General features: G+C 35.9%; 17 protein-coding genes. 7 read left to right on the top strand and 10 right to left on the bottom strand.

All coding sequences use genetic code 11. The features are described 5' to 3' along the window. Window positions 1-14: 14 nt before the first annotated feature. The 3 genes from modB to ACQKOG_RS07115 all read right to left on the bottom strand — a co-directional run bounded on the left by modB (window position 15) and on the right by ACQKOG_RS07115 (window position 1,749). The gene (gene modB, locus ACQKOG_RS07125; RefSeq protein WP_402873990.1) at window positions 15-671 is read right to left on the bottom strand and encodes a molybdate ABC transporter permease subunit; all 657 of its coding nucleotides are present in this window, start codon (window positions 669-671) and stop codon (window positions 15-17) included. Between the two features lie 3 nt (window positions 672-674). Beyond that, window positions 675-1,460 carry a molybdate ABC transporter substrate-binding protein gene (modA, locus tag ACQKOG_RS07120; protein ID WP_370075481.1) on the bottom strand — a complete coding sequence of 262 codons (786 nt, stop codon included), beginning with the start codon at window positions 1,458-1,460 and terminating at the stop codon, window positions 675-677. Between the two features lie 118 nt (window positions 1,461-1,578). Beyond that, entirely contained in the window at window positions 1,579-1,749 is a 171-nt protein-coding gene (locus tag ACQKOG_RS07115) for a hypothetical protein (protein WP_402873987.1), read from the bottom strand. 147 nt (window positions 1,750-1,896) lie between these two features. Here ACQKOG_RS07115 and ACQKOG_RS07110 point away from each other — a divergent pair, with 147 nt between their 5' ends. From ACQKOG_RS07110 to ACQKOG_RS07100, 3 genes are all read left to right on the top strand, one after another. Beyond that, window positions 1,897-2,820: a substrate-binding domain-containing protein gene (locus ACQKOG_RS07110; RefSeq protein ID WP_427445775.1), complete on the top strand. Its 924-nt coding sequence runs from the start codon at window positions 1,897-1,899 to the stop codon at window positions 2,818-2,820. A gap of 533 nt (window positions 2,821-3,353) precedes the next feature. Then, a complete protein-coding gene (locus ACQKOG_RS07105; protein ID WP_049667605.1) occupies window positions 3,354-3,554 on the top strand; it encodes a cold-shock protein in 201 nt (66 codons plus the stop codon). Between the two features lie 178 nt (window positions 3,555-3,732). After that, window positions 3,733-4,071, top strand: a complete 339-nt coding sequence (locus ACQKOG_RS07100; protein WP_427445772.1) for a hypothetical protein — start codon at window positions 3,733-3,735, stop codon at window positions 4,069-4,071. Between the two features lie 100 nt (window positions 4,072-4,171). Here ACQKOG_RS07100 and ACQKOG_RS07095 read toward each other — a convergent pair whose 3' ends face one another. Together ACQKOG_RS07095 and ACQKOG_RS07090 are read right to left on the bottom strand one after the other, a co-directional pair. Further along, entirely contained in the window at window positions 4,172-5,548 is a 1,377-nt protein-coding gene (locus ACQKOG_RS07095; protein ID WP_370075475.1) for an MATE family efflux transporter, read from the bottom strand. Between the two features lie 19 nt (window positions 5,549-5,567). Further along, window positions 5,568-6,047 (bottom strand): DUF6530 family protein, encoded by a 480-nt coding sequence (locus tag ACQKOG_RS07090; protein ID WP_427445770.1) that lies wholly within the window; start codon window positions 6,045-6,047, stop codon window positions 5,568-5,570. Window positions 6,048-6,401: 354 nt separating this feature from the next. On the opposite strand from ACQKOG_RS07090, the gene ACQKOG_RS07085 reads away from it, so the two are divergent. From ACQKOG_RS07085 to ACQKOG_RS07075, 3 genes are all read left to right on the top strand, one after another. Then, window positions 6,402-6,779, top strand: a complete 378-nt coding sequence (locus ACQKOG_RS07085; RefSeq protein WP_427445768.1) for a hypothetical protein — start codon at window positions 6,402-6,404, stop codon at window positions 6,777-6,779. Between the two features lie 50 nt (window positions 6,780-6,829). Beyond that, the gene (locus ACQKOG_RS07080; protein WP_402873979.1) at window positions 6,830-7,372 is read left to right on the top strand and encodes a TlpA family protein disulfide reductase; all 543 of its coding nucleotides are present in this window, start codon (window positions 6,830-6,832) and stop codon (window positions 7,370-7,372) included. A gap of 73 nt (window positions 7,373-7,445) precedes the next feature. Next, window positions 7,446-7,949 (top strand): DinB family protein, encoded by a 504-nt coding sequence (locus tag ACQKOG_RS07075; RefSeq protein ID WP_427445765.1) that lies wholly within the window; start codon window positions 7,446-7,448, stop codon window positions 7,947-7,949. A gap of 766 nt (window positions 7,950-8,715) precedes the next feature. Here ACQKOG_RS07075 and ACQKOG_RS07070 read toward each other — a convergent pair. Further along, window positions 8,716-9,720 (bottom strand): hypothetical protein, encoded by a 1,005-nt coding sequence (locus ACQKOG_RS07070; protein WP_370075466.1) that lies wholly within the window; start codon window positions 9,718-9,720, stop codon window positions 8,716-8,718. Window positions 9,721-10,012: 292 nt separating this feature from the next. Here ACQKOG_RS07070 and tsaA point away from each other — a divergent pair, with 292 nt between their 5' ends. Beyond that, a complete protein-coding gene (gene tsaA / locus ACQKOG_RS07065) occupies window positions 10,013-10,474 on the top strand; it encodes a tRNA (N6-threonylcarbamoyladenosine(37)-N6)-methyltransferase TrmO (protein ID WP_427445846.1) in 462 nt (153 codons plus the stop codon). Between the two features lie 462 nt (window positions 10,475-10,936). Here the strand turns inward: tsaA and ACQKOG_RS07060 are convergent, their stop codons facing one another. From ACQKOG_RS07060 to qoxB, 4 genes are all read right to left on the bottom strand, one after another. Then, complete coding sequence (locus tag ACQKOG_RS07060) at window positions 10,937-11,797, bottom strand: DUF6612 family protein (RefSeq protein ID WP_427445763.1); 861 nt, start codon at window positions 11,795-11,797, stop codon at window positions 10,937-10,939. A gap of 1,051 nt (window positions 11,798-12,848) precedes the next feature. Next, complete coding sequence (gene qoxD, locus ACQKOG_RS07055; protein ID WP_370041694.1) at window positions 12,849-13,133, bottom strand: cytochrome aa3 quinol oxidase subunit IV; 285 nt, start codon at window positions 13,131-13,133, stop codon at window positions 12,849-12,851. Continuing rightward, window positions 13,133-13,732 carry a cytochrome aa3 quinol oxidase subunit III gene (gene qoxC / locus ACQKOG_RS07050; protein WP_370075462.1) on the bottom strand — a complete coding sequence of 200 codons (600 nt, stop codon included), beginning with the start codon at window positions 13,730-13,732 and terminating at the stop codon, window positions 13,133-13,135. The genes qoxD and qoxC overlap by 1 nt, the downstream gene beginning before the upstream one ends. Before the next feature lies 1 nt (window position 13,733). Then, window positions 13,734-15,677, bottom strand: a complete 1,944-nt coding sequence (qoxB, locus tag ACQKOG_RS07045; RefSeq protein ID WP_370075460.1) for a cytochrome aa3 quinol oxidase subunit I — start codon at window positions 15,675-15,677, stop codon at window positions 13,734-13,736. Between the last annotated feature and the right edge of the window lie 11 nt (window positions 15,678-15,688).

Raw genomic sequence — 15,688 nt, 5'->3', positions numbered from 1 at the left:
AAGACCGTTTCACCTTATGCCTTAATGAGATGAACGCTCAGAAGCATAAGAAAGGAAATACCTATCATACAAATCACCCATGACCAAGCGAGCGACATGTTACCTGAACCAATCGCCATATAAATAGCAAGTGGCGTAGTTTGCGTTTTGCCTGGAAGGTTACCGGCAAACATTAAGGTTGCACCAAATTCACCTAAAGCTCGTGTGAAACTTAAAATTCCACCTGAGACAATTGATTTTAATGCAAGAGGGATAGAAATAAAGAAAAAGACTTGCCATTCGTTAGCACCATCAACACGTGCAGCGTTCTCAATGTCCACATCAACAGATTCAAAGCCAGTTTTAGCTGATTGATACATTAAAGGAAATGCAACAACAGTAGAGGCAATGACTGCGGCCCACCAAGTGAACATAACGGGTTGGTTAAAAAGCCATGTAATCAAGTTACCTAGTACACTGTTTTTGCCAAAAATAATAATAAGAAGAAATCCTATTACAGTAGGAGGTAATACTAATGGTAAAAGTAACACTGTTTCTAGAAATAATTTTCCTTTGAAATTGCGTTTTGCCATCCATTTACCAAATAGAATACCTGCTACTATCACAATTATTCCTGACACAAGCGCTATCTCAATAGAAAGCTTAAGAGGTGACCAGAAATCAGTACTCATCTATTAATGAGTTCCTTGAAAGCCGTATTTTTTAAATACTTTCATCGCTTGATCACTTTGTAAATAGTGATAAAAATCTTCCGCTTCTTTCGCATGCTTACTATCTTTGATAACACCTACAGGATAAATAATAGGCGTATGTGTATCTTCTTTGGCTGTAGCAACGACATTGACTTTTTCTGACACAAGGGCATCTGTTTTATAAACCAAACCTGCATCAACATTTTCAGTTTCTGTATAAGTAAGAACTTGTCGTACGTCTTTTGTATAGACTACTTTCGATTCTACATTTTCCCAAAGGTTCATGTTTCTCAGTGTTTCTATACCGTACTTGCCAGCAGGGACCGTTTCAGGTGTACCAATGGCAATCTTATCAACTTTCGATAAGTCTTCAAATGATTGAATCTGTTTTTCATTTTTCTTAGGAACGATTAATACTAATTCGTTCGCTAAAAGATCCGTTCCTTGTTTTTTGTCGATTAAACCTTTTTGTACTAACTCATCAAACTTATCTTCTGCTGCTGAAAAGAAAAGATCAACAGGAGCACCTTCTACAATTTGTTGTTGTAAAGCACCAGAGCCACCAAAGTTAAATGTGATTTTAATATTATCGTGTTCATTTTGATAGGCTTTTTGAAGTTCTTCTAATGAATCTTGTAAACTAGCTGCTGCGGAAATTGTTAATTCAACAGACTCGTTTGTTTTGTTGTTGCTCCCTTGGCTACCACAACCTGCTAAAATACCAATCAGTAGTACCAATGAAGCTATTAAACTATAATACTTTTTCACTTTGATTATACTCCTTTTATAACTCGTTATAACAAGACATAACTAATTATAATTAGTTATGTCTAAAAAAGAAATACCAAATCGCTAGAAACTTTCAAGATGTAAAAAATATGGTTCATCACCAAAAGTTGTAGATGAGTTTTGTTAAACGTATACTATGTAAATAAGTTGATTGGAGTGGAGGCTGGGCGACTCCTTGGGGATTAGCAATAGAGGAACGAAGGCTAAAACCATCACGTCCTGTGATAACGCCTTCGTGACCAACATCGTGTTGGCCCAAGCGGCTCATCGGACGCCCCCAGGAAGCTTTGCTCTGTGCGACAGCAACAAAGCGCCCAGTCGGAACGGAAATCAACCACACGTTATGGTGATGGTCTAAAAATATTATAATTACGTTACTATAGAATCAATAGAAGCAGAAGGGGAGATTTTTTACATGTCACATGAACATTCCTATACGATTGAAGAGGTGGCTCAATTATTAAAGGTATCAAAATTAACGATCTACGATTTAGTGAAAAAGGGTGATTTACCCATTTTTCGTGTAGGTCGACAAATGCGTGTGGATAAAACCGATTTACAATTATATATACAAAAGAACAAGACAGGAGCAACTCCTGCTGCATCTACTGCCTCGACTTCTCCTTCGACAAAAAATAAAAAGATTATTATTAGCGGCCAAGATTTAGCCTTAGACTTATTAGGGAAATATATAGAGAAAAAACAATCTAATAAAGTGTTGCGCTCGCATGAAGGTAGCTTTAATGGTGTTATGGCGTTGTATAACGGGGATTGTGATATTGCGAGTTTACATTTGTACGATGGTGATACAGAGGAATATAATACACCTTATTTGAAAAAGATTTTTGTAAGTCACTCTTATATTCTTCTCAATCTAATTTCACGCCGTGCAGGTTTTTATGTTCAAAAAGGAAACCCATTGCAAATTCAATCAATGGATGATTTTAAGACTAAATCACTAAAATTGATGAATCGTGAAAAAGGCTCAGGTGCTCGTACTTTCCTAGATGAACAGTTACGTATTCATCACATATCTCCATCCTCAATTGAAGGGTATAACGAAGAAGAAATGAGCCATATAGATGTAGCTTCTGCTGTCGCAAAAGGGCATGCAGACATTGGAATAGGTATTGAAAAAATATCAAAACTCATAGAGGTTGACTTTATACCACTTATTAGAGAACGTTATGATATTGTCCTATTAAAAACACCCGAAAACCAACTGCTGATTGAATCGGTAAAAGAGATTTTAAATTCACCAGATTTCCAATCAGAAGTAGTCGCACTAGGAGATTATGACGTCACTCAAATGGGACAAGTTATATATGAAACACTTTAAACTTCTTTTAGCACTATAAATAAGGGTGGCATTTCAGAAGATACGATAAATGCAACGTGAAGTGGTTGATTGGAGTGAAGTCTGAGCGACTCCTTGGGGATTAGCAATAGAGGTACGAAGGCTAAAACCATCACGTCCTGTGATAAACCTTCGTGACCAACCTCGTGCTGTTACTGAACGCTACGCTTTCTCACAGACAGAACACGTTGCTGCCGCTACGCTTTCGCACAAAAAATATCCGCCGCTAAAGGATTACATTGATCTAAAAAGGATTAAATATACCTCATAGTTGAACTTATTTTTGTAACAAAGCGGGCAAATAAGAAACTAAATTTTAGAAAATCTTCTTTTACACTAGACAAATGTGATTTTTTCTTATATATTAAGTATAATAAAATCGTTTTCAAGAGAACAATAAATTCACATATTACAAAGAGTAATCGTGTTTTGTTTGATGCTTTTTGTAATATGTGGATTTTTTCTTTTGAATTAAAATGATTTTACTTAAATATTATTAATGGAGGTCATGCAAAATGGCACAAGGTACAGTAAAATGGTTTAACTCAGAAAAAGGTTTTGGATTCATCGAAGTAGAAGGTGGAAATGACGTTTTCGCTCACTTCTCAGCTATCCAAGGTGACGGTTTCAAAACACTTGAAGAAGGTCAAAAAGTTGAGTTCTCAGTAGAAGAAGGCCAACGTGGACCTCAAGCTACAAACATCGTAAAACTTTAATTTTAATGATGTAACCATAGAAAAGGCATCCTTTCATTAGGATGCCTTTTTTTTATGCGAAAAAAGAAGTGTTGTAAAGAAAAAACGGATTGGTTAATAAGTGTAAAATTAGAACTTAATACAATTTAAATCGTATACAGAGTAAGAAGCATAAACTTTGAAGAGTAGGGGGATTTATATGAGTAGGAAAAATTTGATAATTATGATAGTAGCATTTATTGTGGAAGTTTTAATTACGTATTTTATTGCTTCATTTTTCTCCGTAAGATTTATCGAGGTAATGTTTTTCACTGGTATAGTTTTTGCTGGGGGTACTTTTTACTTTTCAAGTAGTGGGGGAGCTATGTCTAGATTATTTGCATCTCAAGTTAGTGGGCAAACAGGCATAATTCAGAAAAGAGAACAGTTCACTTATCAAATAGGTCCGATATTTATTACTTCACTAATATTCTTTTTAATTGGGTTAGTATTCTTTCTCCTACTTGTTTGGGGAATAATTCCACCTAATCAAGCTTAAATAATGGGAAATCAACAAATTCTATTTACCCCAAATACCTATATAAAATTGCTGTAGACAAAGTTACATATAACTTTGTCTACAGACTCGAACATAAAAATCAATCGCTGAGCATTGCTTTTAATGTTCGTTTTTGCCATCCTAGCTTGAAGTATGCGTATTGTAATACAAAATGCACACAGAAGGTAGTAGGGTAAGCGATCCAAACGCCATTTAGTTCGAATGACGTGTAGTGCGATAAAATAAACGCCAATGGTACCTCGACTACCCAAATTGCGATGACTAGGAAAATTGTAGGCCACAAGACAACACCTGTAGCTCGCATTGTAGCTGAAACGGTTTGTGTATGGCCAAAAATTAAATAACTCCAAAACGCGATATATAAATAATCCTTGGCGATAAGTACCGTATCCTGTTTATCAATAAAGAAAGATAAAATAGGCTCCGCAAATAAATACATTATTAAAATAATCGCGCCACCTAAAATATAGTTAACGAGCACACCAAATTGACGAATTTTTTTAATCATATCCGTAGAGTTTGCCCCTAAAGCCTGCGCCACAAATACAGATGTCGCAATAGCAATACTCATCGCGGGCACCTGTGCATAGCTAGCGACCTGATTGACAACACCGTAAGCGGCAGTAGCATCGGAGCCGTAAACATTAACGAAGCCTATTACAGCAATTTCTGCTACAGAGATCGCAACCATACTAATGCTTGCTGGAATGGCTAATTTTAATAATGAAGCTAAAATATCCTTCTTTAATTTAAAATGCTGTAAAATCGATTTGTCTAAGCGTAAAATATGCTTTGTTTTATGCAAGTAGGCAAATAACAATATCATCGTCACCAAATTCGATAAAACAGAAGCATAAGCAGCACCGTTTAAGCCAAACTTAGGCAGACCAAGCCAGCCGAAAACTAATGGTGGTAGGAATGCGATATTTAAAATAACACTTATGACTAAAAATAAAAAGGGTGTTTTAGAATCACCTACACCACGCATAAAAGTTGTGTACACCATATACCAGAACATAATCGGTAGTGTGAAAAATAAGATTTGAGCATAGCTAATACTCATATCTAAAATATTTGCAGGTGTTTGCATAAAGCGTAAAATCCACTCAATGAAAAAGCCACCAAAAATCGCGACGACAATCGATAAAATCGTTGTAAAGGCTAAAGTTACCCCTACAACCTCCTTCATCTTCTCATGATTGCCAGCCCCATAAGTTTGCCCTACTAAAATCGAGCTACCTGAGCCAATCCCAATAGCAAATGCCATTAAAAAGAAGAAGAATGGAAAGAATGCTGAAATTGCCGCTAGCGCATCAACACCTAAATTGCGCCCAACGATAAACATGCCAAAGACTTGCCCTAGTGACTGCAGCACATTCGCTAGCATAATCGGGATTAAAAAGTTAAAAAAAGCTTTTTGCAGTTTCTTATCATCATGTAAAATTTGTTGGTTCATTTTTATCCCCTCTTGGGTTTTAATAACCCATTTCCTTTAAAATATGTGATAGCGTGCGCAGGCGTTCGCCAATTAGTTCACCATCCGCACTTAAAGCTTGACTAAAGAGCTTAATATCTTCTTCAATTTGTTCATTATCCGTACATACTTCCACTGTCATTGCATCCCCTTGTAAGCCAACACGTTTAATAACAGGATTTTCTTCATCATATAAATGATCGTAGCGATAAGCTTCCTTAAAATGAAGCTGAGATTCACATACTAATATAGCGAGGTCAAGCACGCGATGAAGTGGTAATTCCTCCGATTGACGTGACCATTTACCACCTGTATGACGCCACACTTTAGCAGAAATATCAACCTTGCCTCTGTCATTCCATTGAGCTAAACCAAGTGAGAGCCCCTGTGCATCTGTATGATAAGCAGTGCGCCCATCTATATTGGCGTAATTTTCAGCAACAATAACAGGTTTATGCTTTAAATGTGTAGGTATTTTCAACAATTACATCTCCCTTTGTTAATTTAATTTTTAGTAATTTAGTAAATTACTGCATTAGTAAATATAACATTGGACAAATTTGGAGGTCAATCTTTATGTGGAAAATTTTTCATATAATGGATCTCGTGAATAAACCAGTTATAAAGGGAACATCAAGATAATCTTCGCAATATTAATATGAGAATTACTACTGATTTGTTCGAAAGAATTTTTTGCAGGGGATAGCTATTACGATTTATAGAGAGTAGACCGAATTAATTAAATTGGTTAAAATGGTAATTGATTTACATAATGGAAAATTAATTAAGTATTCTACTTTGAATATCGAAAAAACGAATGAAAGAGGACACTAAAATGAGGATCCAATCTACAAATAATAATTACATACATACGAATAAAAAAGGTGAGATTAATAGACTATCTCCAGATTTATTTTTAGATAAAAATAAGCTGGCAAAAGCGAAATATGAAATTAAAAGAGAAGGTGGTTATATTCGTCATTATGTAACTAAATTAGATGGGGAAAGAGTAATGATTAAAGAAACTAAATTACCAAAGGGACATGATACAGATCAAAGCACAGGGGAGATGCCCGATGTGTTGAAAGATAACCTATTAAACCAATTCACAAAAACTTTAGATCATCAAACATCAGATGAAGTATTAAAAACTGGATTAGCAGGTCAGAAAGCCAAAGAAAATTTAATATTAGCTTATCAAAATTCAATCTAGGTACATTAAAAAAAAACGATATTTAAAAGGGGCAATTTAGGTGATTATTTATGCAAATTAAAAAGCGTTTAGGTTTATATTTCTCAGCTTTGATAGTCGTATTACTTGTAGGGATTGTTTTCAAAAATGTATTCATAAAAGAAGCAACAGTCAATCCGATAGCAGAAAATGAAGATGGGACAAAACAGCTTGTTTTTGATGCAAAGTTAACACGATTAGACGAATCATCAACAACATTTAAAGAATACAATGGAAAGGTCCTAATCGTTAACTTCTGGGCATCTTGGTGTGGACCATGCCAAGAAGAAGCTTCCGAATTAAGGGATTTTTATAAAAATAAACCTGAAAATGTTGAGCTGTTAGCGATCAATGCAACTTCTAAAGATAGTATTGAAAATGCCATGAAATTTCAAGAGTCATACAATTTGAATTTTCCTATATTTCTTGATTTAGACGGTACACTTCAAAAATCATTTGAAATATTTGCTTATCCAACAACTTTTATATTTGATTCTAAAGGTAAATTAATGTCCACGATAAAAGGATCGATTAATCAAAAAGAATTAAATAAATATATTGAAAACCTCTACTAATCTATAAACATTTCCTTTACGATGAGAGCACTTTTCTGTTGTCGTCACTTTTAAGAAAAGAGGGGGGATTATTATGTATCAGAGTTTAAATGATTTTTTTAAGTCTTGGGAGTTCGAAGCAAATTGTACACAGAGGTTATTGAATAATCTAACTGATGAATCACTTAAACAGGAAATAACGTCTGAAAATTGGACTTTAGGACGTATTGCTTGGCATACTGTTGCTGCAATTCGCATCATTAATTCAAATTCAAATTTAGCATTTGAAGGTCCAACTAAAGATTATCCTGTTCCTACTTCAGCACAATTTATTGCAGATAGCTATTCTCAAGTCAATAATGCGTTTGTGCAAGCTGTAAAAACCAATTGGACTGATCAAACCCTTCACGAGCACATCAATTTTTTCGGTCAAGAAATGCGAATTGGTACACTGTTAGGGTTTTTGATTCAACATCAGAATCACCATCGTGGACAAATGACGGTTCTTATGCGACAGGCGGGATTAACTGTCCCAGGCATTTATGGTCCAGCTAAAGAAGAATGGACAAATTTCGGTATGGAAGCTCCAGAAATGTAAAACTAATTAAGCTGAGGATATGTGAAAGTAGCAATACTATCAGATATTCATGGAAATAAGCAGTGTTAGAGGAAATTAAATTGATAGTATAAAAGAGTAAAAGGACTTGTTGATAAATCGTAAAAACAAGTCCTTTATTTTATCATGTTAAATACTGTCGTGAGCTTTGTCTTTCATTGTTATTACCTTTAGTAGATTCTTCTTCTGGATAAATAAAATAACAGAGGCTTGAACTGTCATTGCTAAGACAAGCAGAATGAAGTGTGAATTGTTGCTGAAACTTATTGAAAGAAAATAAAATATTGGCGCAGACGATAAGTACGAAATGTATTTGTTTTTAGTTGCTAAATAAATTATGGTTGAAATACAGGTCGTTACCAAAAAAAGTTCGAGTAAAATCTCGATTGAAGCACTATCAATATAATTCAGTAATTCGTTTATATAGGACATATTAAAAAGACCCTCCTGTTATATAAAATAATTTGTAATCATTATAATTACCTATGAAGGGACAGCGGCAATTATGCCAAGGCAATTGATATAAGTTGATTGGAGTGGAGACGGGGCTACTTTTTGGGGATTAGCGATAGAGGAACGAAGGCTAAGAGCATCACGTCCTGCGATAACGCCTTCGTGACCAACATCCTGTTGGCCCGAGACCCTGCAGCGAAGCGGATGTTTTCTGTACGAAAATCAACCATACGCTAGGGTGAGGAGCAAAAAAAGAGACTTCCCTGGTAAACTTGGAAAGTCTCTTAAAATTTAATTATAGTTCTTCCTGGAAATAAATCTTATAGAATTTTCGATTTGTAGATTCATCGTAGCCCACTTCAATTAGTTCATCCACTTGCTCGATATCCTGTACATTCACCTGGATTTCAATATTGGAATCGAGTTTAATTTTACGTTTATATTTTTTTTCAGCCTTTTCAAGCGCACTCTCAGAAATTACGGTTTCATATGGTTTTACTGAATTAATAATAATATCTTTCTGTGTTGGTTCAGCATTATCAAACACTCTTTCAATATAATTATTTACTTGAAATTCATCTTCATTTCTAAAGTAATCAAGTGTTTTATTTAAAAGCCCCAGTTTCTCAGTATTTGTAAAGCTCTCTTCTTTTAAAATATATTTTTTGCATTCTGTTAACGCTAAATTCGTTTTGTAATAATGTTCATCAGCTGCTTTTATCTTTAAAAATCGTTCTTGCCAGTAGACAATATCTTCTTTCCTTTTCGTTTTCATAAAGACAGCAGGTGTCTCATCTGTTCCCATATCTACGATAATGGCCATGTTATTAATTTTCTTTACATTAATTCCATCAATGCCATTGACGACCATTTTGTTGTGGTCGTTTTTTACATCTAAAAACATTTCCTTTTCATCAATTTTAACGATGGCGATTATTTTTTTAGCTTCTGTAGCTAGAAAACAATTGTCAAATAATCCAATAAACAATTCGCCACTTTTAATGTTAGGATGTTGAGATACACTATGTAAGTGTTTAGCAATGTTGATTGATTGTTCTAAGAAACTAGTCTCCTGATCAAATATAGCCCTCACATATGTGTAAACCTCGTTTAACGCAATGTCTGTTTCATGAAAAAATTCGAATTGTTGCTCTAAATCGATTTTGCTAAAAGCTAGCTGTGTAAAAGCTGCCTCTAGCATGACCTCTGGTTGTGATAATGATTCCTCACCTAACACGAGTGTATCATCAATAAAATGTAATATATATTGTGATAACTTACTTTCACTTACTTCAAGCATGTTTTCCACCTTCTAAAATTTCATTGTAGATAATATACCATATCATAACCCTCGCTACATTTTCATGTATTTTATTTTTACGAATAATAAAATAAAAAAGAACAGTGAATACATGCATTAAAGAGATTTATTGCCACATTTGCTATAAGAGAGACTATCGGTTCTCTATTAATGGTGAAACTCCTGTGAAATTGTAAATTCATTACCTTAAATTGACATCGGTAGTAGCTGAAGTATATTGGAGTTAAACGGAAATACCATGAAGAAATCAACGAAGAGAAGAGGTCTTGATATGCTCTATAACATTAAACCTATAGCTGTAGTGAGCAATAGTCGAAAAATGATTGAAGATGACAATTGGGGTGACGTCATTTCTATTATTGAGTTAACGAAAGATATGCATGAATCGTCTTTAAAGGGGATTGATGATTTTTCCCATTTAGAAATAATTTTTTATTTTGACAAAGTTGCAGATGAAAAGATCCAATATGAAGCGAGACACCCAAGAAATAATAAGGACTATCCGGAAGTCGGTATTTTTGCTCAGAGAGGTAAAAATAGACCTAATAAACTAGGTGTAACGGTTGTAGAATTACTAGAATTAAAGGATAGATCATTAATCGTTAAAGGCTTAGATGCTATTGATGGAACACCAATCATTGATATAAAACCTGTAATGAAAGAATTTTTACCAAAAGGTGAAATAAAACAGCCACGGTGGGCAAATGATTTAATGAAAAATTATTGGGACTAGTATATGTACATGAAAGACTGGGCAATCTTTTTAATTTTAACTTCTTTCAGCTGAATTCTCCCACCTCTATAGGGGGGAGATGAATGAGGTTTCAAACACTTTTCAATGGGTGTCCAAACATCCGCTGAAATAGAGGAGAGGAAATCAGGATAAGTACTTCACATCCTGTTAAAACGCCTGAGTGACCAACATCGAGTTTGCCTAAAGCCTCTAGCGGATGTCACGGAATCGGGGAGGGGTTCTTAAAGGATGTTAGCCTATCGCATCCATGCGATAAAGGCTAACTGACCTGCGTCGGGGCCGCTGACGCGCAAAAAACATCTGCAGGCCTAAGTACAAAGCCGATTCTGGATGCAATTATGCCGAGGCATAATTGATATACTATAAAAGTCCGCTTGAGGTGGTACTAAAAGTAAAAGGAATCTGCGTACATTAAAGTATGCAGATCCCTTTTTATATTGATTATTGTGCAATAGTTTGTGCCTTATCGATAATTTCTTGTGGGATGTCGATTGTTTTTAAGTGATTGAAATCAGTGTACGTCACAACTGATTTAGTTTTCATTGATAGTTCTTGATCTTCAACTTTCATTTTTAAATCGAAATTCATATCCAATTTAGTTGTATCGAAAGTCTTTTTATCGATTTGTAGAATGTAGTGTATTTTATCGATTGTTAATTTATCAAGTGGATTTTCTTCAAGACCCATATCTTTCATTGATTTGTTAATTTCAGAATCGATAAGTTCTTTAAATTTATCGCCCTTAGCGTCTAAAGTTAAGACATATGCATCATCTGTTTGTTCGAATTTGAAATCTTTGATAAAGTTTTTAAGCTGTTCTAATTGTGCCTTAGCATCCGCAGATGATGCAGTTTGTTCCATCATTGAATCAAATTGCTCATCCGGCAATTTGTACCAAGAATTTGTATCTTCATTCTTCATGAAAAAGCCTTGGTCTTTCTTCATGTACATATCAATTGGCATTTCCATATTTTCTTGGCCTTCATCAGCCATATCTGGCATTGTCATTGAACCTGATAAGTGCATAGCAATTGGATCGATAACTACATCCATATCCATTTTTGAATCGATGGTAAACTCCATAGATTGTTCACCTGATCCAACTTTGGATTCTTGAGTCATCTCCATTTTTGCACTCGAGCTTTTAATGTCAGCTTGGCGCTCTACTGCTTTTTCATACACTTGCTCTAAAGTGAGTTTACTTTTATTAGTTGTGTCTTTCGTTGGGGTAGCGCTACTGTTACAAGCTGCTAGTGTCAGTGCTAGTGCTCCAACACTTAAAACTTTAAAAAATTTGTTCATTACTTTCATCTCCTATTCTTGGTAAAAACATCAACTATTAGTATACATTACTACAATAGTAAAAGTTTCATTATTTAAAAAACAGTACCATTTCAAAAATAAAATAATAGTAAATGCCTAACCGGTACATTTGTTTATAAGCCTTCCTGCTCATGATAAGTCGCAAGAAGATTGGTTCATGAATATTAATCGATGATCAATAAATCTGTTGTTAGTTATTGTAAAATATCGCAATGGTGTGGCTCATCACCATAACGTGTGGTTGATTTCCATTCCGACTGGGGGCTTTGTTGTTGCTGCCGCTCCGCTTTCGCACAGAGCTTCCTGGGGGCGTCTGATGAGCCGCTTCGCTTCACTGCAGGGGTCTCGGGCCAACAGGATGTTGGTCACGAAGGCGTTATCACAGGACGTGATGCTCTTAGCCTTCGTTCTTCTATCGCTAATCCCCAAGGAGTCGCCCAGTCTCCACTCCAATCAACTAATATCAATTTTGACTTGGCGTAATTGTAGCTGTCGCTTTGCTTTCGCTACATAAAACATTTGTAGATGTCGCTTCGCTTTCGCACAGATAAATTGCCACAGGACGTGGCGTTCTTAGACTGAGTTCCTCTTTTTCAGTAGGTGTTTGGACACCCACTGAAAAGGAACCACATCCGCATTCGTCTCCCCACCTTCAGAGGTAGGATTCTTCTACTGAATGAAGATAAATGGCATTAACAAATGTCATCCATAAGTTTTGGTAATGAGCCAATGGTGTTAAGACAAGGACTATCACTAGGAGATTATTTTTTTGTAGCGTATTCTAATGAATTTGCATTGTAGCTTGGGGGTATTACAGTTAGTAGCTATTTATAGGAGGCCTGAAAAGCGTTCTGTTGATTGTCTATATAAATTTTAAAAAGATCAGTTATTGCTATGTTTGTACATAAGAAGAGTAGGGGGAGTGTTGTACGATTTCTATTTCGAGTGGAGTCTACTTTCGATATTGAAATAAATATATTTACAAAAAGAAAAAGCCGAGAAAATGAAATCATTTTCTCGGCTCTGTTTATCAATTATAGCCCCAGATCATTGCGAATAATGTACCTAGGATTGTAACAACACCTACGAATACTGAATATAAAATCGTTGTATATAACGTTTTCTTATCTTCAGATTCACCGATGTGCATGAATAATACTAATTGTACAGTTGCTTGTGCAAGAGCAGTCACTAGTAAAACACCAAATGCCATGTTAAATGACATATCAAATTTTACGACAGATAAAGCTACAACTGTTAGTAATAGTGAGAAGCCGAAGCCCATCACATGTTGTTTTGGGAATAATTCCTTCATCAGCTAATCAGTCCTTTCAAGTAGACGAAGCTGAAGATGAAAATCCAAACAACGTCTAGGAAGTGCCAGTACAGTGAGAAGATAAACGCTTTGTTAGCCGTTTGTGGGTTTAAACCACGGCTAGCTACTTGGATTAAAATTGCAACGCCCCAGAAGAAACCGAATGTTACGTGGGCACCGTGCGTACCAAGTAAAGTCATTAATGCCGATAAGAATGCACTTGTTGTAATTGTTGCACCTTCATCAACATATGTGATAAATTCATCAATCTCAATGCCTAAGAAGCCAAGACCTAATAGAAGTGTGATGATGAAAAATGCCATCATCGCTTTTTTATTGCCAATACGCATTGCATGAACACCAAGACCAATTGTGAAACTACTTGTTAATAATAAGAATGTTTCCCATAATACTGGTGTTAATTCGAAAATCTCAGCGCCATTTGGGCCACTACCAGTACGTGTTTGAAGTGTGAAATACACTGTAAATAGTGTGGCGAATAATACGATTTCGGCGCCAAGGAAAATCCAGAAACCGAAAATTTTCAGGCGATTTTCTTCTGTACTATATTCTAATGGAAGTGAAGAATCGATTTTCATATTATTTATCACCTCTCAAGCTTTTCTCAGTTGCCATAACTTCTTCAACTGAAATGTATCGACCATGATCTTTTTCAAATGAACGGTGAATCATAAAGCCGAATACACCAATCATACTAATGATGGCTGGAATCCATAGATTAAATACAGCGAAGAATGCTGCAAGGAAGAAGAATCCACTCATCCAGAATGGTGTGCCAGTGTTGTTAGGCATGTGAATTTTTTCAATTTTACCTGCTGTAATATCGCGACCTTCTTTTTTCGCGAACCAGAATTCATCTAAACGTGTAACAGTTGGAACTACTGCAAAGTTATATTCTGGTACTGGAGAATGAGTAGCCCATTCTAATGTACGGCCATCCCAAACATCTGCTTTTTCATTACGAGGCATATGTTTCCAGCTGTAATAAATGTTATATACGATTAACGCAAAGCCGACAGCAAGACCAAGACCACCGATGAACGATAGCATGTTCAATGGACCGTAGCCAGTAGACTCAGAGTAAGTGTACATACGACGAGCGTAACCATCTAAACCTAAAATGAATAGAGGGAAGAATGTTACGTTAAAGCAAATTGCGATAAACCAGAAAGCAGTTTTACCTAGTTTTTCATTTAAACGGAAACCGAACATTTTTGGCCACCAGTAGTGGTAACCTGCAAGTACACCAAATACTGTACCTGGAATTAATACATAGTGGAAGTGGGCAACTAAGAACATCGTATTATGATATTGATAGTCAGCACTTGCCATTGCAAGCATTACCCCTGTAACCCCACCAATTGTGAAGATAGGAATAAAGCCAAGAGCATAAAGCATAGGAGTTGTAAATTGAATTTTACCGTGTCTCATTGTGAGCAACCAGTTAAATATTTTAACCCCTGTCGGAACAGCGATTGCCATTGTTGTAATAGAGAATACGCTGTTTACCATTACACCGTGACCCATTGTATAGAAGTGGTGGGCCCATACTAAGAATGATAGTAACGAAATAACGACCATACTCATAACCATTGATTTATAGCCGTATAAGTTTTTACGTGCAAATGTCGCAATGATTTCAGAGAAAATACCGAAAGCAGGTAGGATAACGATATAAACCTCAGGATGTCCCCAAACCCAGAATAGGTTGGCCCAAAGCATATCCATACCGCCATTTTGCATTGCAAAGAATTGTGTACCGAATTGACGGTCTAACATCATTAATGCAAGTGCTACAGTTAACACTGGGAATGCAAATACGATAATAACGTTTGTAATTAAAATTGACCAAGTGAACATTGGCATTTTCATTAATGTCATACCAGGTGCACGCATTTTAATGATTGTTGCGATGAAGTTAACACCAGTCATTAACGTACCAATCCCTGATAATTGTAAAGCTAAAGAATAGTAGTTGTTCCCAACAGTTGGACTAAATTCTGTCCCAGATAGTGGGAAGTAAGCTGTCCAACCAGCATCAGGTGAACCACCGATGATAAATGATAGGTTTAATAAACCACAACCAGCTGCAAATAACCAGAAGCTGACTGCATTTAGACGTGGGAAGGCAACGTCACGTGCACCAATTTGCAGTGGGATAACAATGTTCATTAAACCAATTACGAATGGCATAGCCATGAATAAAATCATTAATAAACCGTGTGTTGTGAAAATCTCATTATAGTGTTGTGCATCAAGAAGTCCGTTATCAGGAACTGCCGTTTGTGCACGCATTAACAATGCATCGATACCGCCGCGGAATAGCATCAAAAGTGCTGTAGCGATATACATAATACCGATTTTTTTATGGTCAACAGTTGATAGCCAGTTTTTGTAGAAATAGCCCCATTTTTTGAAATACGTAAGGCCTGCTACAATTACCACTGCTCCAACTACGATACTAATAGCTGCCGCTAAAATCATCGGTTCTTGCATAGGATGGAATACTTCTTCCATACTCATTGGATGCGCTC

The organism is Lysinibacillus sp. NPDC093216 (assembly GCF_050280325.1).
In the GTDB taxonomy this organism is placed as follows: Bacteria; Bacillota; Bacilli; order Bacillales_A; family Planococcaceae; genus Lysinibacillus.
This window is presented reverse-complemented; position numbering and strand designations above follow the sequence as displayed.

Excerpts from the sequence above, each read along its gene's own strand:
- modB (WP_402873990.1), bottom strand. The coding sequence starts at position 671 with ATGAGTACTGATTTCTGGTCACCTCTTAAGCTTTCTATTGAGATAGCG.
- ACQKOG_RS07115 (WP_402873987.1), bottom strand. The coding sequence starts at position 1,749 with ATGAGCCGCTTGGGCCAACACGATGTTGGTCACGAAGGCGTTATCACA.
- ACQKOG_RS07110 (WP_427445775.1), top strand. The coding sequence starts at position 1,897 with ATGTCACATGAACATTCCTATACGATTGAAGAGGTGGCTCAATTATTA.
- ACQKOG_RS07105 (WP_049667605.1), top strand. The coding sequence starts at position 3,354 with ATGGCACAAGGTACAGTAAAATGGTTTAACTCAGAAAAAGGTTTTGGA.
- ACQKOG_RS07100 (WP_427445772.1), top strand. The coding sequence starts at position 3,733 with ATGAGTAGGAAAAATTTGATAATTATGATAGTAGCATTTATTGTGGAA.
- ACQKOG_RS07095 (WP_370075475.1), bottom strand. The coding sequence starts at position 5,548 with ATGAACCAACAAATTTTACATGATGATAAGAAACTGCAAAAAGCTTTT.
- ACQKOG_RS07085 (WP_427445768.1), top strand. The coding sequence starts at position 6,402 with ATGAGGATCCAATCTACAAATAATAATTACATACATACGAATAAAAAA.
- ACQKOG_RS07080 (WP_402873979.1), top strand. The coding sequence starts at position 6,830 with ATGCAAATTAAAAAGCGTTTAGGTTTATATTTCTCAGCTTTGATAGTC.
- ACQKOG_RS07075 (WP_427445765.1), top strand. The coding sequence starts at position 7,446 with ATGTATCAGAGTTTAAATGATTTTTTTAAGTCTTGGGAGTTCGAAGCA.
- ACQKOG_RS07070 (WP_370075466.1), bottom strand. The coding sequence starts at position 9,720 with ATGCTTGAAGTAAGTGAAAGTAAGTTATCACAATATATATTACATTTT.
- tsaA (WP_427445846.1), top strand. The coding sequence starts at position 10,013 with ATGCTCTATAACATTAAACCTATAGCTGTAGTGAGCAATAGTCGAAAA.
- ACQKOG_RS07060 (WP_427445763.1), bottom strand. The coding sequence starts at position 11,797 with ATGAACAAATTTTTTAAAGTTTTAAGTGTTGGAGCACTAGCACTGACA.
- qoxD (WP_370041694.1), bottom strand. The coding sequence starts at position 13,133 with ATGAAGGAATTATTCCCAAAACAACATGTGATGGGCTTCGGCTTCTCA.
- qoxC (WP_370075462.1), bottom strand. The coding sequence starts at position 13,732 with ATGAAAATCGATTCTTCACTTCCATTAGAATATAGTACAGAAGAAAAT.
- qoxB (WP_370075460.1), bottom strand. The coding sequence starts at position 15,677 with ATGAGTATGGAAGAAGTATTCCATCCTATGCAAGAACCGATGATTTTA.